Origin of the sequence: Candidatus Ruminimicrobiellum ovillum, from assembly GCF_002392975.1 — a bacterium.
GTDB lineage: Bacteria > Elusimicrobiota > Endomicrobiia > Endomicrobiales > Endomicrobiaceae > Ruminimicrobiellum > Ruminimicrobiellum ovillum.
Map to the genome: position 1 here is coordinate 75,617 of NZ_DGIC01000010.1, position 17,970 is coordinate 93,586.

9 protein-coding genes are annotated in these 17,970 nt (G+C 31.1%); all 9 read right to left on the reverse strand.

Annotated elements, in window-relative coordinates:
* Positions 1-1,791 (reverse strand): hypothetical protein, encoded by a 1,791-nt coding sequence (locus B2Y85_RS05060; RefSeq protein ID WP_372519389.1) that lies wholly within the window; start codon positions 1,789-1,791, stop codon positions 1-3.
* Between the two features lie 10 nt (positions 1,792-1,801).
* Complete coding sequence (locus B2Y85_RS05065) at positions 1,802-2,155, reverse strand: hypothetical protein (protein ID WP_372519390.1); 354 nt, start codon at positions 2,153-2,155, stop codon at positions 1,802-1,804.
* Positions 2,145-3,875 carry a hypothetical protein gene (locus B2Y85_RS05070; protein ID WP_372519391.1) on the reverse strand — a complete coding sequence of 577 codons (1,731 nt, stop codon included), beginning with the start codon at positions 3,873-3,875 and terminating at the stop codon, positions 2,145-2,147. The genes B2Y85_RS05065 and B2Y85_RS05070 overlap by 11 nt, the downstream gene beginning before the upstream one ends.
* 3 nt (positions 3,876-3,878) lie before the next feature.
* Complete coding sequence (locus tag B2Y85_RS05075) at positions 3,879-4,181, reverse strand: antitoxin Xre/MbcA/ParS toxin-binding domain-containing protein (RefSeq protein ID WP_372519392.1); 303 nt, start codon at positions 4,179-4,181, stop codon at positions 3,879-3,881.
* Positions 4,159-10,308, reverse strand: coding sequence for a hemagglutinin repeat-containing protein (locus B2Y85_RS05080; RefSeq protein ID WP_372519393.1), 6,150 nt, complete (start codon positions 10,306-10,308; stop codon positions 4,159-4,161). The genes B2Y85_RS05075 and B2Y85_RS05080 overlap by 23 nt, the downstream gene beginning before the upstream one ends.
* Before the next feature lie 40 nt (positions 10,309-10,348).
* Positions 10,349-12,865, reverse strand: a complete 2,517-nt coding sequence (locus tag B2Y85_RS05085; RefSeq protein ID WP_372519394.1) for a right-handed parallel beta-helix repeat-containing protein — start codon at positions 12,863-12,865, stop codon at positions 10,349-10,351.
* Positions 12,866-12,869: 4 nt separating this feature from the next.
* Positions 12,870-14,624: a ShlB/FhaC/HecB family hemolysin secretion/activation protein gene (locus B2Y85_RS05090; RefSeq protein WP_372519395.1), complete on the reverse strand. Its 1,755-nt coding sequence runs from the start codon at positions 14,622-14,624 to the stop codon at positions 12,870-12,872.
* 197 nt (positions 14,625-14,821) lie between these two features.
* A complete protein-coding gene (gene rodA, locus B2Y85_RS05095) occupies positions 14,822-16,162 on the reverse strand; it encodes a rod shape-determining protein RodA (RefSeq protein ID WP_372519396.1) in 1,341 nt (446 codons plus the stop codon).
* Positions 16,149-17,963, reverse strand: a complete 1,815-nt coding sequence (mrdA, locus tag B2Y85_RS05100) for a penicillin-binding protein 2 (RefSeq protein WP_372519397.1) — start codon at positions 17,961-17,963, stop codon at positions 16,149-16,151. The genes rodA and mrdA overlap by 14 nt, the downstream gene beginning before the upstream one ends.
* Between the last annotated feature and the right edge of the window lie 7 nt (positions 17,964-17,970).

Sequence of the window (17,970 nt, forward strand, 5' to 3'; positions counted from 1 at the left end):
TTATTGCTTCTTTAATTCAAAAGAATCAATAATTTTAATTTCTATTTTATCTTGACTCATAAATTCTATACCCCCTCCAGGCATAGAAAATTTAGGTTCGACAATATTATATTGTTTTGTTATATTAGGATTGTTTATAATTTTAAAGTTTATGCCAAAATCAGGTGTTGTTGGTAATGCCAATTTTTGTTGAGCATCAATAGCATTGCTATAATATTTATTTGTAAAATAATTTTCACCACTAAAACTAGATATTAAATTGTTTTCTTTAATAAAAGCAAATTCTTCTTTTGATATATATCTAAAGAGATTCTCTTTATTTAAATTATTAATAATTAAATAATTTGATATTTCTTTTTGAGTTGCTGTTTTTCCTAAAATTGAAAATTTTACACTTTCACCTATTGTTGTAAATCCTTTTTCGCTACCATATACTAATGCTGTTTCTGTGGCATCATTTCTTAAATATTTTGAAGAATCCTTTGCTAAATTTTCAGCGACTTTTAATTCTTTTGTTGCATTAGCAATCTTTTCTGTTGCTTTTGCCGTTTTAACAAACCCTTTCCCTGCTTTTATCGGAGCACCTGCAATATCCAAAGCAAGTCCACCAAGCACCAATGCAGAACCATAAAACATATTATCATTGTTAAATCCTGCTTCGTACATGTCATAACTTGTTATTATTCTTGCAGAATCTTTTACAAAAAGCATTGGGTTTTCTTTGTAGTCGTAAACCCTGTCCCCGATGTTATATCCTAAGCTTTGTAAATTTTCTACATTGCTTACATTTGTTGTTGCATAGTATGTTTCTTTTAAGCTGTTAGGTATTTCCTTTATTGCTTTTAATGCCGTTTTATATGTTTGTTTGTCTCCACTGCTTTTTGCCATTTCCAATATTAAATTGCCGGTATCTTTTACTATTTGAGTTGTATCGTCACTTATATTCCTTAATTGCGGACTTGTTTCAAGTAATATCTCTGCCATTGATTTACTTGCTTCTCTCATTGTGCCTGCGTATATTTCTTCGTAACTTCCGGGCAAAAATATACTTAAAAATTTCTCATTCGTTGTTATATCGTTATACAAATAATCCGTTGATAAAAATATATTATTTCTTGCACTATCCGCTTCGCTTGTTTTTACTGCATATAGCTTTCCTTCACCATTTATTCCATAAGAATATTCGCCTGTCGCTCCTATTTTTTCTAATTTTTCTGTTACTTCGTTACTTATTTTATTCTTCTTTAAATATTCTTTTAATATCTTTTTGTTATCATTTGCCGCTTGTAGCTTTTGTATTTCTTCATCTAATAATAATTTGTTTTCTATTTCTTTTTGCTTTTCTTTATCTTTGCTGAATTTTATTTTCTTTATATTCTTTTCTAATTCCGTTCTTCTTTTCTCAGTAAGTTTTTCCTGTATCTTTTGTTTTATTTCGTTTATACTTTTTTTTGCTTTGTTATAATCTTTTACTAAAGAAAGTTTGTTAGGGTCACCATTATATATTGCATCTGCCAAACTTACTAAAAATGTAATATCAACATTAAGTTCCGCATCCAATGCTGCTGTGATTTGGTCTTTGGTTATTGTTTGGCTGTTATTTACATCCCTGTTTAATCCTTGTAGGTCTTCTTCGGTTTGTTCTTGCCCGCCAACGATTATTTTTCCGTTACCGATTGTTGCTTTTGTTGTTGTATTTGGAAAACACAAAAACGGAAAAGAAACAGGAAAAGCAAAAATGCTTGTTTGAAAAAATATTATTGTTAGTAATGTTGATAGTAGTTTTTGCATTAATGATAAACTATAGCCAACCTTTAGCTTTTAAGTATTTATCCGGAATTCTTAACTCTATTTCTTTTTTCATTTCTTCCATGAATAAATCTATATCAAAATCATCTTCCCAATATTTCTGAGAGAGGTCTAAAAAAACAGGTGTGTTTTGAGAATATAATATACAAGCACCTATGTGACATTGACTGCATCCGATTCTAACCCAATAATATCTGTAAGCATTTAAAGAAAGTGTAAACTCTCTATGGTTTATATCTTCGTTTATTATTTCTATACCAAAATCATTTGATATTTTATTTCCAAAATGCCTTTTCAAAGCATCTTTTATAATCTTTATCATCTCATCAACTGTTTTATCTTGCATACCAATAATCTCCTTTAAAAATTATGTCTTCAAAACCATGTTTTTGTTTTAAATAGTTCCATTCGTCAAACAAAGCAGAGTTTTCATATGCTCTAGGATCATGTGTAAATCTTATTACTTTATTTTCAGAAACAGCATAATCTAATGCTCTTGTGTTGAATTTGTTAAACATTCCTGCATCTGTTAATCCATAAGATTTTTTTATTTCATTCCAATTTGTTCCTAAATCAAAATATGTATCTCCTGTTAATTTTGCTCTTGCTATATATGAATTAGAAGACATTGTTCCATCCATATATTTGCCTAATGTCATATAATTTGAATTTGTATTATGCAGCGATAATTTATATATTTTATCAAAATTCCAATTTGTATATCTTACTCCTTCAGCTTCGTTCATTACTCCCAAAGCTGAATATTTAAATTCCTTTGTCATTCCTTTCCCGGCATTAGCAATCTTTTCTGTTGCTTTTGCCGTTTTAACAATTCCTTTCCCTGCCTTAATCGGAGCACCTGCAATATCTAAAGCAAGTCCACCAAGTATTAACCCTGTGGCATAGAACATATTATCATTGTTAAATCCTGCTTCGTACATGTCATAACTTGTTATTATTCTTGCAGAATCTTTTACAAAAAGCATAGGGTTTTCTTTGTAATCGTAAGCTCTGTCGCCAATGCTATATCCTATTTGTTGTAAATTTTCTACATTACTTGCATTTACCGTTGCATAGTATGTTTCTTTGATGTTGTTGGGTATTTCCTTTATTGCTTTTAATGCCGTTTTATATGTTTGTTTGTCTCCACTGCTTTTTGCCATTTCCAATATTAAATTGCCGGTATCTTTTACTATTTGAGTTGTATCGTTACTTATATTTCTTAATTGCGGACTTGTTTCAAGTAATATCTCTGCCATTGATTTACTTGCTTCTCTCATCGTGCCTGCGTATATTTCTTCGTAACTTCCGGGCAAAAATATACTTAAAAATTTCTCATTCGTTGTTATATCGTTATACAAATAATCCGTTGATAAAAATATATTATTTCTTGCACTATCCGCTTCGCTTGTTTTTACTGCATATAGCTTTCCTTCACTATTTATTTCAAAATAATATTCGCCTGTCGCTCCTATCTTTTCTATTTGTTCTGTTACTTCGTTACTTAATTTATTCTTCTTTAAATATTCTTTTAATATCTTTTTGTTATCATTTGCAGCTTGTAGCTTTTGAATTTCTTCATCTAATAGTAATTTTGTTTCTATTTCTTTTTGTTTTTCTTTATCTTTGCTGAACTTTATTTTCTTTATATTCTTTTCTATTTCCGTTCTTCTTTTCTCGGTAAGTTTTTCCTGTATCTTTTGTTTAATTTCGTTTATCTTTTCTTTGGCTTTGTTAAAATCTTTCACTACCGATATTTTGCTTGGGTCGCCATTATATATTGCATCTGCCAAACTTGCTAAAAGTTTAATATCAACATTAAGTTCCGCATCCAATGCTGCTGTTATTTGGTCTTTGGTTATTGTTTGGCTGTTATTTACATCCCTGTTTAATCCTTGTAGGTCTTCTTCGGTTTGTTCTTGCCCGCCAACGATTATTTTTCCGTTACCGATTGTTGCTTTTGTTGTTGTATTTGGAAAACACAAAAACGGAAAAGAAACAGGAAAAGCAAAAATGCTTGTTTGAAAAAAGATTATTGTTAATAGTGTTGATAAAAGTTTTTGCATTTATTACATAGGTATTCTTAAAATAAATTGTTTTAATGCTTTAGTTCCTTTTTCTGTAGATAATAAATCTTTAGCTGTTTTTCCATCAAAAGCAGTCAAGTTTCTTTTTAGCCATTCAGAAGCTTCAATTTCTGAGTCTAATGTAAAAACTAATACATCAATTATATCTTGAGGAATACCTTCTATTTTAAGTTTTGTCTTTTTGATAGAGTTTGCAATTTTTTCCCAAGTTTCGTCCTTATATTCTTTTACTAAAATATCTATTAAATTTGTTTCATTTTGATTATTTGATTTTGTTTCCTGCATATCCCAACTCCTCTGTATTAAATAAAATTATATTAACACCACCATCTCCTCTTGCCGATGGAGCAATAATTCCGTTATATCCATTTGTATATGCATAATTTCCAATCTTATGGGTAGTTTCATAAGAATTTCCTATAATATCATTTAAGTTAACACCCAATTGTAATCTTGTTGTAGAATTTGTCACATCAAGCATATTTGTTAGTTTGACTGAGTATGAATATGTTGTTCTTTTCCTTGTTATGTCGAATACATCATAATTTGCAAGTTCAGATTTAACTATCCTTTCAGAACTCGCAAAATATAATCCAGGTATTCCTTCAGGAGAATATCTATAAGGTCTATTGATATTGTGAACATCTATAGATAAAGGATTATAATTGTTTCCAATATTCCTATAAATAGTTCCTTCAAAAGTTACTCCTCTTATTGCTAATTGATTATTTGCAACATCCTTCCCTAAATATTTTGAAGAATCTTTTGCTAAATTCTCAGCAATTTTTAATTCTTTTGTTGCATTAGCAATCTTTTCTGTTGCTTTTGCCGTTTTAACAATCCCTTTTCCTGCCTTTATAGGAGCCCCTGCAATATCTAAGGCAAGTCCACCAACTATTAACCCTGTGGCATAGAACATATTATCATTGTTAAATCCTGCTTCGTACATGTCATAACTTGTTATTATTCTTGCAGAATCTTTTACAAAAAGCATTGGGTTTTCTTTGTAATCGTAAACCCTGTCACCGATGCTATATCCTATTTGTTGTAAATTTTCTACATTACTTGCTTTTGTTGTTGCAGTGTATGTTTCTTTGATGTTGTTGGGTATTTCCTTTATTGCTTTTAATGCCGTTTTATATGTTTGTTTGTCTCCACTGCTTTTTGCCATTTCCAATATTAAATTGCCGGTATCTTTTACTATTTGGTTTGTATCGTTACTTATATTCCTTAATTGTGGACTTGTTTCAAGTAATATCTCTGCCATTGATTTACTTGCTTCTCTCATCGTGCCTGCGTATATTTCTTCGTAACTTCCGGGCAAAAATATACTTAAAAATTTCTCATTCGTTGTTATATCGTTATACAAATAATCCGTTGATAAAAATATATTATTTCTTGCACTATCCGCTTCGCTTGTTTTTACTGCATATAGCTTTCCTTCACCATTTATTCCATAAGAATATTCGCCTGTCGCTCCTATTTTTTCTATTTGTTCTTTTACTTCGTTACTTAATTTATTCTTCTTTAAATATTCTTTTAATATCTTTTTGTTATCGTTTGCCGCTTGTAGCTTTTGTATTTCTTCATCTAATAATAATTTGTTTTCTATTTCTTTTTGTTTTTCTTTATCTTTGCTGAACTTTATTTTCTTTATATTCTTTTCTATTTCCGTTCTTCTTTTCTCGGTAAGTTTTTCCTGTATCTTTTGTTTTATTTCGTTTATACTTTTTTTTGCTTTGTTAAAATCTTTCACTACCGATATTTTGCTTGGGTCACCATTATATATTGCATCTACCAAACTTACTAAAAGTTTAACATCAACATTAAGTTCCGCATCCAATGCTGCTGTGATTTGGTCTTTGGTTATTGTTTGGCTGTTATTTACATCCCTGTTTAATCCTTGTAGGTCTTCTTCGGTTTGTTCCTGCCCGCCAACGATTATTTTTCCGTTACCGATTGTTGCTTTTGTAATTTGTTCCTTTTCTTGTCCTTGGTCTTTTAAGGTTACTTTCGTTGTTAATGTATCATGTTCGTTACCCGTTCTTAAAATTGATTCGTTATCGTACTGCCCCGCTGATACCGTAAAACCGATGTTTGAACTGTTTTGTGTGTCGTAATCTTTTATGTCGCTGTATTTTAGTTTACCGGTATCTAAGGTTAAATTATCCGTTTCACTTGCTATTACCGCTCCTTTAACATCGGTTGTATCTTTTACTTTTATGTTTACTTCATTTTGTCCTATTATACTGCTTTGGTTGTTTACCCATGCACTTTTGTTATCAATACTTCCGCTTTCAAAACCTACCGTACCGCTTGCTCCGCCTTTTGATACTCCTGCTCCGATATTTGCCCCGAAACTTGAACCGGTTGTGTTACTTTTATCCTGTAAACTTTCTATTGTAAGATTTTCAGCGGTAATTGAAACATCTTTTCCTTTAACATTTGCTCCTTTAAGTGTTGTGTTGTTGGTTGTGTTTATTTCTACCTTTCCGCCTGCTTGTATTTGTGAATTGTTATGCTTTTCGGCATACTGTTCCTGGCTTGATTGATTGTATCCTACCGAACCGTAACCTCCGTTTGTCCCGTAGGTTGCCGACATAGTATAACTTTTACTTTCCGTTGTTAAATTAAAAGTATCTTTGCTTGCCGAAATATTTGCATTGTTTGCATTTATAAATATGTCGCCGGATAAACTAAATAAATTTGATCCTATTTGGTTATATTCGCCGGTATTTATAAGTATGTTTTTGTTTGCTATCAAGTTTGAGGCAATATTTGTTATTGTTTCTTGTGTAGTTTTCGTTTCTTTCGTTTCATAGGTTGCAGTTCCGCCTACCCCGAAACCAAGGGTTTCGTAACTGGCTGCTGCTCCTGCCGCAGAGCCCGCTGCCATTGCCGTTAAAAATACTATGTTTGCCCTTGCTATTGCTACATTATCTTTTGCCTGTTTTAATGCTTTATCACTTGCTTTACCTTGTTTGTGCAACTCTTCTATTCTTGAAAGCTCTTCTTCAGCTCTTGCTTGGGCTTCGGCTGCTTTTACCACATTATCTACCGCTTTATATGCATTCACATAAGCATTTGATATTTCAAATCCAACTTTTAATCTTGTTTCCTTCTTTTCGGTAATAACCGTTTCCTTATCCTGCTCACTTATTACATTTGTTTTTGAAGTATCATTTTCAATTTCGTTTGCCGTTATGTTACTTGCTAATATGGTTGCTTCTTTACCGGATTTTAAAGTTAATTTTTCTTTACTTTCTATGTTGCTTGCCTTGTTTGTTACTTTTGTTTTTCCTTTCTTGTTTTCTTCTATATCGTAGCTGGCTTCAAAAAATGTATATTTTCCCTCTGTTGCCATTTCGGAACAGAATTTAAACGGAGTTGAGAGTATACTTGAATATAAATCCGTTATGGACTCAACGAAATTAAAATCTTTTGTTTCTTTACGATAATAACTGTAATTTTGTTCTTTAATTGAACCGATATTTATATAGTTTAATGCTTGTATTATTGTATCTCTATCACTATACATGTTTGAACCGAATATGTTTGTATCGTTACCGCCAGATATGTTTATACCGCCTTTTGCATTCAATACACTTTCGTTCAATGTCATTTTTTCTTTTATATCAGTTTTTGACATTCCTGTTAAACCTAATGTCCCGCTTTCTTTCTTTGAATGTTCGGTTGCTTCATAATCCAATACTCCAACTATGTTTATGTCGTCCTTTTCGGATATTAAGTTTATTGTTCCGTCACTTGTTATGTTCGTACCTTGTAAAGTAATTTTGTTTCCTGCTTTTATTGTTATATCTTCACCTGCTTCAAGTTTTGTTTTTATGTTTTCTATTGTTTTTTTCCTGTATATGTCCGTACTGCTTGTTCCGAATGTTCCTCCGCTGTTTCTTACTATCTTTTCCAAATATTTCTTCGTTTGTGAATTTCTTATTTCTATATCTTCTTCGGCTTCTATTTCTGTTTTTTTGTTTGAAAAAATATTATGTTGTATAAGTTCGTTTTTACCTTTTATTTTTAAATTGCCATATGCCAAAACCGAACCGATTATTGTTCCGTTATATATATCTTTATAACTTCCGCTGATGTACGAGTTTTCATATTCTTGGGATAACAAATTTAAATTGTTTTTTGCTTCCAAATTTATATCTTTGTTTGATATTAAAGTTAAACCTTTTATTATTATATCGTTACCGGCTTTTATGTTTAAATTATCTTGTGTTGATACTATTATTCCGGATGTATCTATTTTTGATTCTTTTATTTTTGCAGATAAGAACAAAGATGATAACTTATTTTCGTATGTTACCAGTGAAATATTGTTAATAAAATCATGTCCTGCAACAATATCTATGTTTTTTGCTATTATTATTCCGTTATTGTTTATAAAATCCTGTTCGGTTTTTATGTTTAACTCGTTTGAACTTTCAAATTTTCCTGAATTTTCTATTCCTTGTGCGGTTATATTTACTTTTGTTCCTGATATATTGCTTATTACTTTTTTGTCGGTTTCTTCATCATATGCTCTTATTAAAAACTTGTCATTATCGTAGTTTTCCTGTTTTAATGTTCCGTTTAAGTTTATTTCTATTTCGTTTCCCGATATTTTCCCTGCGGTATTACTTGAAAAAAGATATGGGGTTGATGCATTAGCAGAAAAGATATATTGATATTTTTTATCTAAAAAATCTTCAAAAATAGTAGATGTGTTTGTTAAGTTCGTTCCCGCAACGGTTAACTTTTGTTCTGCTTGTATTATGGAACTGTCGTTTATTATTTCTTCTGCTTGTAAATTTATTTCTTTACCGATAATTTCACCGGGCAACAAACTATGATTTATCTTTGCTTCTTCATAAGATATTAATCTTAAACTGCCTACTTTTATTTTTTCATCCGTTTCTTTTTTTATTTTTTCAATAGCTTCTTCGGTTGTATAATCTATGTTGTCTGCCGCTTTGTTTGTCTGTTTTTGTACATTAATATCAATTGTTCCCGTTGCCTGTATTTTGCTACTTGTGTTGGATAGTTCGGTACCGGTAATTTTTATATCGTTTCCTATTATTTCGGCTTGTTTTTGTAACAATATTTCTTCTTCTTTTTCTGTTGAGTATGTTTTGTCGTATATTGGAGTCAAAGTCCATTTATATACATCGTATGTGTATAATACCGGTATTTTTGCCGTATCAATCAATATTTCGTTTATTATTTTATTTGAGTTTATTTCTATTTTGTCTGCTTTTATTGTACCACCGATATTTTTTAACTCGTTGCTGTTTATACTGAGTTTGTTACCGGCTTCTATTTCTGCTGTTTTACCGTAACTTATTTCTTTTATTTTTTCATATTCTTTTAATACTTCGCTCACAAATATTTTTGGTGCTTCGGCATTTGTAATGACGGTTTCTTTTGTGTATTCCAGGTTGTCCGTTAAGTATTTATTTTCCAAAACATCTGCTTCTATTGTTATATTATTTTGGGCATTTATTTTACCGTTATTGGTTATTGTTTCTCCGTTAAGTTTTATATCTTTGTTTGATTGCAATGTCCCTTTTATATTGATGTTTCCTTGTGCATCTATTTCTATGTCTTCTACATTACTTATTAAGTTTGCATTTTTTTTGATTTCTATTTTGTTGTCTTGTTTACTGCTAATTATTTTTATTTTGTCGGCATACATACTTGCACTTATATCTATTGCCGTTACTTCTTCGTTACCTTGAGAATTTATTTTGTTTTGTTCTATGTCGTACTCGTTGTTTCCGGTTACTATTTGTAACTCTTTGGCAGTTACTGCTCCGGATATTTCCATTTGAGAAGATACCAAATTTATATCTTCGCTGTTTATTAATCCTTCTTGCCCTATTTCAAGGTTGCCAGTTCCCATGGTATATTTGTTTAAGTTGTTTTCCATAGGTGTTCCCGTTATCAAACTTACTTTCCCTGCATTTATAAAATTTCCTCCGTTTACACTTATCCCGTAAGCATTTGCTATTATTATATCGGCTTTCTGTCCAAGTATTTCAAGTGTTCCGAAGATGTTGCTTCTTGCGGTTAACACTTCATTTAATATTACTTTTGCTGTTGTTGTTAAGTTCGGGTTGGCACTTATTGTTTCCCCTATTATTTGGCTGTAAGCATTTTTTTGTGAATTGTTTAGTACCGCTCCTTGTTTATCTATATTGAATTTATTGTATTTATTGTGTGATAAGCCGGTATTATTCGGTTTTACTATATTTATAACAGGAACCGTCCCAAGTGTAGTTTGATATGTATTTATCGTAGGTCTGTTTGTTACACTACTATTAGGTGGCAATATTTCGGATAGTAAAGTATTGCTTTGTAAGCAAATTAATGCAATACTTATAGTTATACTTAATACCCTTCTAAACATATACTAATTATAGCCTTTTTTTCAATATTTTTCATGTTGTTTAATAAAAAATGTCGTTAGGTTTAACATTTTGCTCGTATTCTTGAACCGCTTCGTTGTCTCCCGAATAGTTTGAGTTATAAAAAATATTGTTACCGGAAGAAGATGTAAAATTAATGTCATTTTTAAAATATAATCCGAAAACGGTACTAACGGCATTATTGTTGTTGAATATATTGTAAAACAGAGATATATTAGTTGTATTTCCTAATGATAAGCCGTTACCGTTAGTATAACTGAACATATTGTTAACCAAGAAAATATCTTGTGAGTTCGTTATATTTAATCCGTTACCCGAATTTTGGAAAAAATTGTTGTTTTCAAAAGAAAAATCCGTTAAATTGTTTGCGGATAATCCGGCTGTTCCTGTTATATTTGATACGGAGTTGGATTTTATTAAACCTATTTCCATATTTGATAAATTCATTGCACAAACAGTTGAAGATGAAATTGTATTTAAAACAACGGTTAATGTTGAAACGTTTGTAGCATAAATTGCGGTTTCTCCGGAAATTGCGGTATTACCGGAAACACAAATATCGTTACCTTTGTTTAAAGAAATTCCTGTTTTATTATACGAAACGGTATTTGTAGATATTTCGGTATAAACAGAATCTTCCAAAAATATACCTGTTTCCATATTATTGCCGATATTGTTTTTTGATATATGACAAGAATCAATATTTTTTGCATAAATACCGTTTGTTTTGTTATTTGTTATTCGGTTACCAAGTATTAAGTTTTTATTTCCGTTTATTATATTTATACCATTATTATTTTCTGTCAATATGTTTTCCGTTATTGTGTTTTCCGTATCAAAGTTTGAAATGATAGCATCCTCTTCGTTTTTATACATTATATTACTTGATATATAAGAATAAGTTGAACTTGATGAGTTTACGGCAAAAGTGTTGTTTGAAAGTTCATTATATACAATTTGCGTGTTTGCAGATAAGTTGACGGTTATACCGTAAAGATTATTTTTTATTAAATTTGAATATATTGTAACATCATCACTGTCATAAACATTTATTGCATTTGTTGTGTTTTTTGAAAATATGTTTTCGGTTACTACGGCAGAAGTGTTTTTCAAATTAACGGCAGTATAATTGTTTTCAAAAATATTATTATATACAACAGTATTTGAAGATGAGTTTGTAATATTAACGGCAGACTCAAAATTTTTGAAACTGTTGTTTTGTAAAGAAAAAGTTTTTTCCATATTTTTTATTTCAACGGCATTATTGCCGTTTTCCGTTTTCGGTAAAAATTCCATTGAAGAAATTACAAATCTTTCGTTTTGAGAATTATCTATACTGAATATTGTTTCGTTTGTTGAATGAAGAATCGGGTTAACGTTAGTTATTTTTGACAGGTCTGCTCCCATATATTCTATTTCTTGTTTGCCTGAAATTAAAATATTATCGGCATTGAAATCGTTTAAGTTCAAGGTTGAAGGAATATCGTATTTTCCTCCTAAAAAGAGAAGAATACAATTGTTTCCGGTAACAGCTTTTGCAAGAGTTAATGCATCTTGGAGGTTTGCCGGGTCTTCAAAAGTTCCGTTGCCGTTACCGTTTACCGATGTTACAATAAAATAACAGTCGTTTGTTTCGTCAAATTTTAAAATTTCGTTAGAATGTTCTATCTTCGGATAAACAATTTTTATTGTGTCTCTTGTAACTGTTTCGCCTATTCTTTGTTTTAAAGAAGAACTTCTTTTGTTTAAATTTAACGGGTTTTTTGCTTGAACGAGTTTTTTAAAATTGAACGGAATGTTTAAAGAAAAGTTTGTCATCCAGTTTGTTTCTTGTAAATTTTCATTTTCAAATAATGTAAAACTCAATTTTAATAGGTTTATCGGTTTATATTCAAAAGTTGCTTTTAAACCTTTCAAATCTTTTTTTAGCTTGTTTGCATTGAACATATAATATCCGCCGAAAATATGAAATATGCCGAGTTTGTCGGTTATGGGGAGTTTTATTCCTATTTCCGTATCAAACCCGCATAATGCGGATTCATAATAATCGGTTGCGGCGATTTTATGTTCTTCAAACAAATCAAAAGATTTCTTTAAAAATTTTTCCGTATATGAAAAAGGGAAATAACCGTTTATTTTAAAATCAAAACTATCCGTAAAAACTTCAAGTCCGGCACCTAATTGTTGAAAGTTGTTACCGTTTTTTGTGCGGATATTATCGTAATAAACATTTATGCCCGTAATTGCCTGCATATTAAACAAATTTTCGTGATATTTTCTGTAACCTATACCTATACTGTTACCGTTTGACGAACTTTCCAAAAAAGATTTTCCCATCATATTCATTTTCGGCGACAAAAATAAAAAAGAGGTTTCGTTTCCGTAAACGGGAAGAAGCAAATCCATGTAGGAATTGTAATATTTGTCCGTAATGTCCGTCCCTACGGATAAGTCTCCTTCGTATGGAAAAGAGTTTGCAAATATGTATGAAAAAGATAAAAAAATAATTAAAGATAATATCAATAAAATTTTTTTCATAAACTTAAAAATAAATTCTTGCATTTGCCGAAAAATAAAAAATGTTTTTTTCTTCCTGCAAGTTTGTTGTGTTATATATATTTGTGCTCCAATATCCGGAAATATCAAAATATTTTATTCTGTAAGATAATCCCGCTCCGGTTCCTGCCATTTGATAATTTTTTTTGTTTGCACTGTGATGAACATATCCGTAGTCCATAAAAACATCCAGTTTGGTATTAAGCAATATTTTTAAAAAACCGTCTCTTTTAAAAATTTCCGACAAGTGTATATTTAAATCGTTTTGAATGTATCCGCCGCTGTCTCCGCTGACATTTGTTTCTTTAAATCCGCGAACGGAAGTTTGTCCACCGATTGAAACTTGTTCGGTTGAATATAGAATATCCGGGCTGTACTGTAAAGAACAGTTTGCGGAATAATTTGAAGATAAGTTCAATACGGGAATTTTAAAAGATTGTGCATATTGTGTATATAAAGACAGAGCAGAAAACTGACCTTTCGGCATTAAATAGATATCGTCATAGTTTTTTACGGCATCAAAACAGTCTAATCCTTTTATATATGAAAGTTTTGAGTACAACATTGAATTTTCAAAATAATATATTCCTACAAGAAAAATATCCGCAACCGAAAGTTTGTGTCCCGAAACATCTACTTTGTTTCCGTTAATAAAATTTTCCGATTCTTTTAAACTTAAAGAACTTCCTACAGAAAATTTATGGTTTTTGTGTCTTGATATTACGGTTTCAATTGAAAAATTATAATTTTTTGTACTGCCGTCGGATTTATAAGAGCCGGTAGTTGTACCCGGAGGAATAAAATAATTACTGTTAAAGTAAGAAGCCGACAGGGTAAAAAATCCTATCGGAATACTTAAATAAGCAAAATAACTGTAATTATCTTCAGCTTCTTTATTATAGTTGAAATTTTTTGTGTAGGTAAAGCTCATGTTATCGTTTAACATTAAAATATCATCGCAACTAAAAGAAGTATTTGCTCTGTAAATGCCGGTATTGTCAAAACCGGCATTATCTATACCTAAAGATAAATTAAACCTGTTTGTTATATCGTTTATTACTTCTATAAGATAATAACCGTCTTTTTGTGTAGGAATAATATTAAGCTTTGCATTGGAAGAAAATAATCTTGAAAGTTGTTCCGTTCCCTGATCCAAATCTTTTATATTTAAGGAACTGTTTTTGTTAAACGGGAAAAAAGAAAAACCGTGTAAAGCATTTGAAAGTTTATAATATTCTTTATTGCTTGAGTGTTTGAATTGTATTTTTTCTATGTGTCCTTCATCTATTATGAAAGCCAATATGTTTTGTTTCAATAATTCGGCATTTATGTAAACTTTTGTAAAAACATATCCTTTATCAATGAAAAGTTTTTGTAAATTATGTTGTATTTCTTTTATCTCTTTTATTCCTATAGGAAGATTTTTATATGTTTTAATGATTTTATTTATTTTATTTTTTGAAATATACGGAATGGTTTTATTATATTCAACCGTAATATTTGAAAAATTTTTTTTCGGTAAGTTTCCCTGTTCTGTTTGTGTTCCCTTCGGTTCAAAAGTGTCTTCCGTTTTTTTAAAAGCTTTAGTTCTATTTTCTATTTCAAATCGGCGAAGATTATTCTTATATTGATTATCAATATCCGAACTAATGGTTTTGATTGTTTCTTTTGCAAAAATATTTGAAAGCAGGAAAAAATTTAAAACAAATAAGATAATAAAAAGTTTGCTTTTGTGCTGCATCTAGGTAATTATATCAAGTTTATCAACATAAATCCAATAATAAAATCGTTCCGAAACCGCCGGTTAAAAAATAATTTATAATGTACAATTTACAATGTACAATGAATGTAAAAAGCAGGAAGGAAAAGACTTCCTGCTTTTTGTTATTTTATCAAAAATTTACTTTGCAATTTTCTACCGAAATTATAAATTTTACATTAGTAGAATCTTCTGATATGAATTGAAATAAGAATTCCTATGGCAAACATGGATGAAAGCATGCTCGAACCGCCGTAAGATAAAAGAAGTAACGGAAGCCCCGTAACAGGCATTAAACCCATAACCATACCTAAATTGATTATCGCATAAAAAGCAAACATTGTAGCTATACCCATTGCAACAAGAGAACCGAACCGGTCTCTTGCTTGTTTGGCAACAACCAAAGCTCGCCATATAAACAAAAAGTAAAAAAGGATTGTAAGTTGTGCAAGAACATATCCGCCTTCTTCACCTATAACGGAAAAAATAAAGTCCGTTCTTTGTTCAGGTAAAAAGCCGAGCTGTGTTTGTGTTCCTTTAAAGAATTTTTTACCTGAAAACTTTCCGGAGCCGATAGCGATTTTAGATTGTATAATATTGTATCCGGCGCCTCTTGAATCTATTTCCGGCTTTAAAAATACTATAAGTCTTTTTCTTTGATATTCTTTTAAATATTTGTTTACAGCTATGGACGAAAAAGAGCCTGCCAAAATTATTGATAAAAAGATTACGGGATATGCCCATCCGATAGGTATTCTTAACTTATTCAAAAACCATTTTATTAAAATTATAATCAAAATTATTACACCCAAAATTATAGCGGCCTTATGCCAATTTGTTGAGGCGGTTACAAAAAAGTTTATCAGTTTATTTGTTTCCAAAAGTTCCGGCTGTAACTTAAAAAATGTTACAAGTAACGGTATAAAAACAGCAAGCGAGCCATACAAAATAACAGCAAAAAGATGTGTAAGTCTTGCACCTGCGACATACAACAAAACAAGTGTTACGGGAAAATAAGATAATGTTGAAGAAAAGTCCGGTTGCAACATTATCAGTATAAAATGTCCCAATGTAAGACCTAACGTTTTAACAAAAATCGAAAGTTTGGATATTTCGTTCCAGTGTTTATCTATAAATGCGGCAAGAGAAAGAATCAACATTATTTTTGTTATTTCAACAGGTTGAAACGAGAAGAAAGGTAAATCGAACCAACCTTTTGTTCCTTTATGTTGTGTTCCGAATATCAATACCGAAACAAGCAAAACACAAGATAAAATATATATAAGCTTACCGAAATGTTTATAATACTGATAACTGAACCCGGCAAGAAAAAGCATTCCTGCGGCACCTATACTTAAAGCTATAAATTGTGTAGTTATATATTTTGTAGGATTATCCAAATTGGAGCTTGCCGAATATATTGCCGTAATACCGATAAATAACAGATACAGTATCGCTATATAAAAAGTTATATCTATATTTTTGATAATTTTAGAAAATATTGATTTAGTGTGTGTCATTTTTGTTCCCGTTAATTAACTCTTCGTCATATTCTTCCGTAATATTAAAATATTTTTTAAAAATTTCTCTTGCCACAGGGACAGAAACACTGCCTCCGAATCCGCCGTTTTCAACAATAACGGCAAGCGCAAGTTTAGGGTCATCGGCGGGAGCATAAGCAACCACCCAAGCATGATCTTCGCCTTGCGGATTTTCGGCCGTTCCCGTTTTTGCAGCTACGGTTATATCTTTAAACTTTGTTCTTTTTGCGGTTCCGTAATCTACCGCGGCTTCAAGCGCCTTATGCAATTGTTTCCATGTGTTAGAATTTAATTCTATTTTTTCGTTTTCTTCGGGTTTATGTTTATAAACTGTTTTTTTTGTTATTGAATCTTTTATTTCTTCAACAAGGTAAGGTTTATAAGAAACACCTTTATTTGCAACCGTTGCCATCAAATTTGCCATTTGTAACGGGGTAACCCACAATGCTCCCTGTCCTATGGATAAAATAACGGTATCTCCTTTAAGCCACGGCATTTTCATTTTAGATTTTTTCCATTCCGGTGTAGGAACAAAACCTTTTTTTTCGGAATAAATATCTATACCTGTTTTTTCACCCAACCTGAACATTTTGGCATACTCATCGATAACTCTGACACCTAAATCAAGGCCTAAAATATAAAAATAAACATTGCATGAATAAGCCATGGCGGATATAAGATTAAGTTTTCTGTGTCCGGCTCTTGAAGAGCATGCATAAAATCTGTCGCCGAGTTCAAACTTTCCGGTACAATCTTCTTTTGTATAAGGATCGAAATGTAAGTGTTCGAGTGCCGCTATAAAAGTAACAATTTTAAATGTTGAGCCGGGAGGATACAAAGCTTGAATACATCTGTTGAAAAAAGGTAAATTTTTGTTCTTCAAATATCGTCTGTAATCTTTTGCGGACGATACTTTATTCAAATCGTAACTCGGACAGGAAACAAAAGCTTTTATTGCACCCGTTTTTACATCTATTGCAACCGCGGCACCTTTACCCGACGAAGAATTTTTTAATGCCTGATAAGCCGTTTTTTGCAGTTCCGTATCTACCGTTAAATATAAACTGTTTCCTATAACGGGTGCTTCATAATCAAACGTTTTTTGATGTTGTCCTCTGGCATTAACTTCAAAAGAATATCCGCCGTCTTTTCCTCTTAAATATTTATCGTAAGATTGTTCTATTCCGCACCTGCCTATAATGTCTCCCACTTTAAGTTCGGTGTTATCCATATTGTCGAGTTCTTCAAGTCTTAATTCATTAACATAACCTATAATATGTGCATTTTCCACTGAATCGTGGCAAACTCTTTTAGGTTCTTCCACTACCGTTATTCCCGGTAAGAAAAGTTTGTTTTCCTGTATTTTGAACACTTCATCTATTGTTAAATTGTCGGCAAGTTTTATTACTCTGCCGTATCTCCAACTTTTTTCGATTGAAGATTTTATATCTTTTTGCAAAATCTTGCTTAACTTTTCTATGCTTTCTTCGGTAGGTTCGTATTGTTGTTCAAAAGGATAAAAAAGTGCAACATAGTTGGTAACATTGTTTACAAGAACTTTTTCGTTGGTATCGTAAATCAGTCCTCTGAAAGCTCTTTCGTGAGCCGTATTTATTCTTTGATGTTCGGATATATTTCTGTAATAATTTCCTCTTATTATTTGCATATAAAAAAGTTTCATTGATAAAACAACAAAGCAAACGATAAGAATTATCAATATTACTTTATGTTTTTCAACAAATAAATTATATGCAAATCTGTTATCGGTACTCCAAGACATTTTTGTT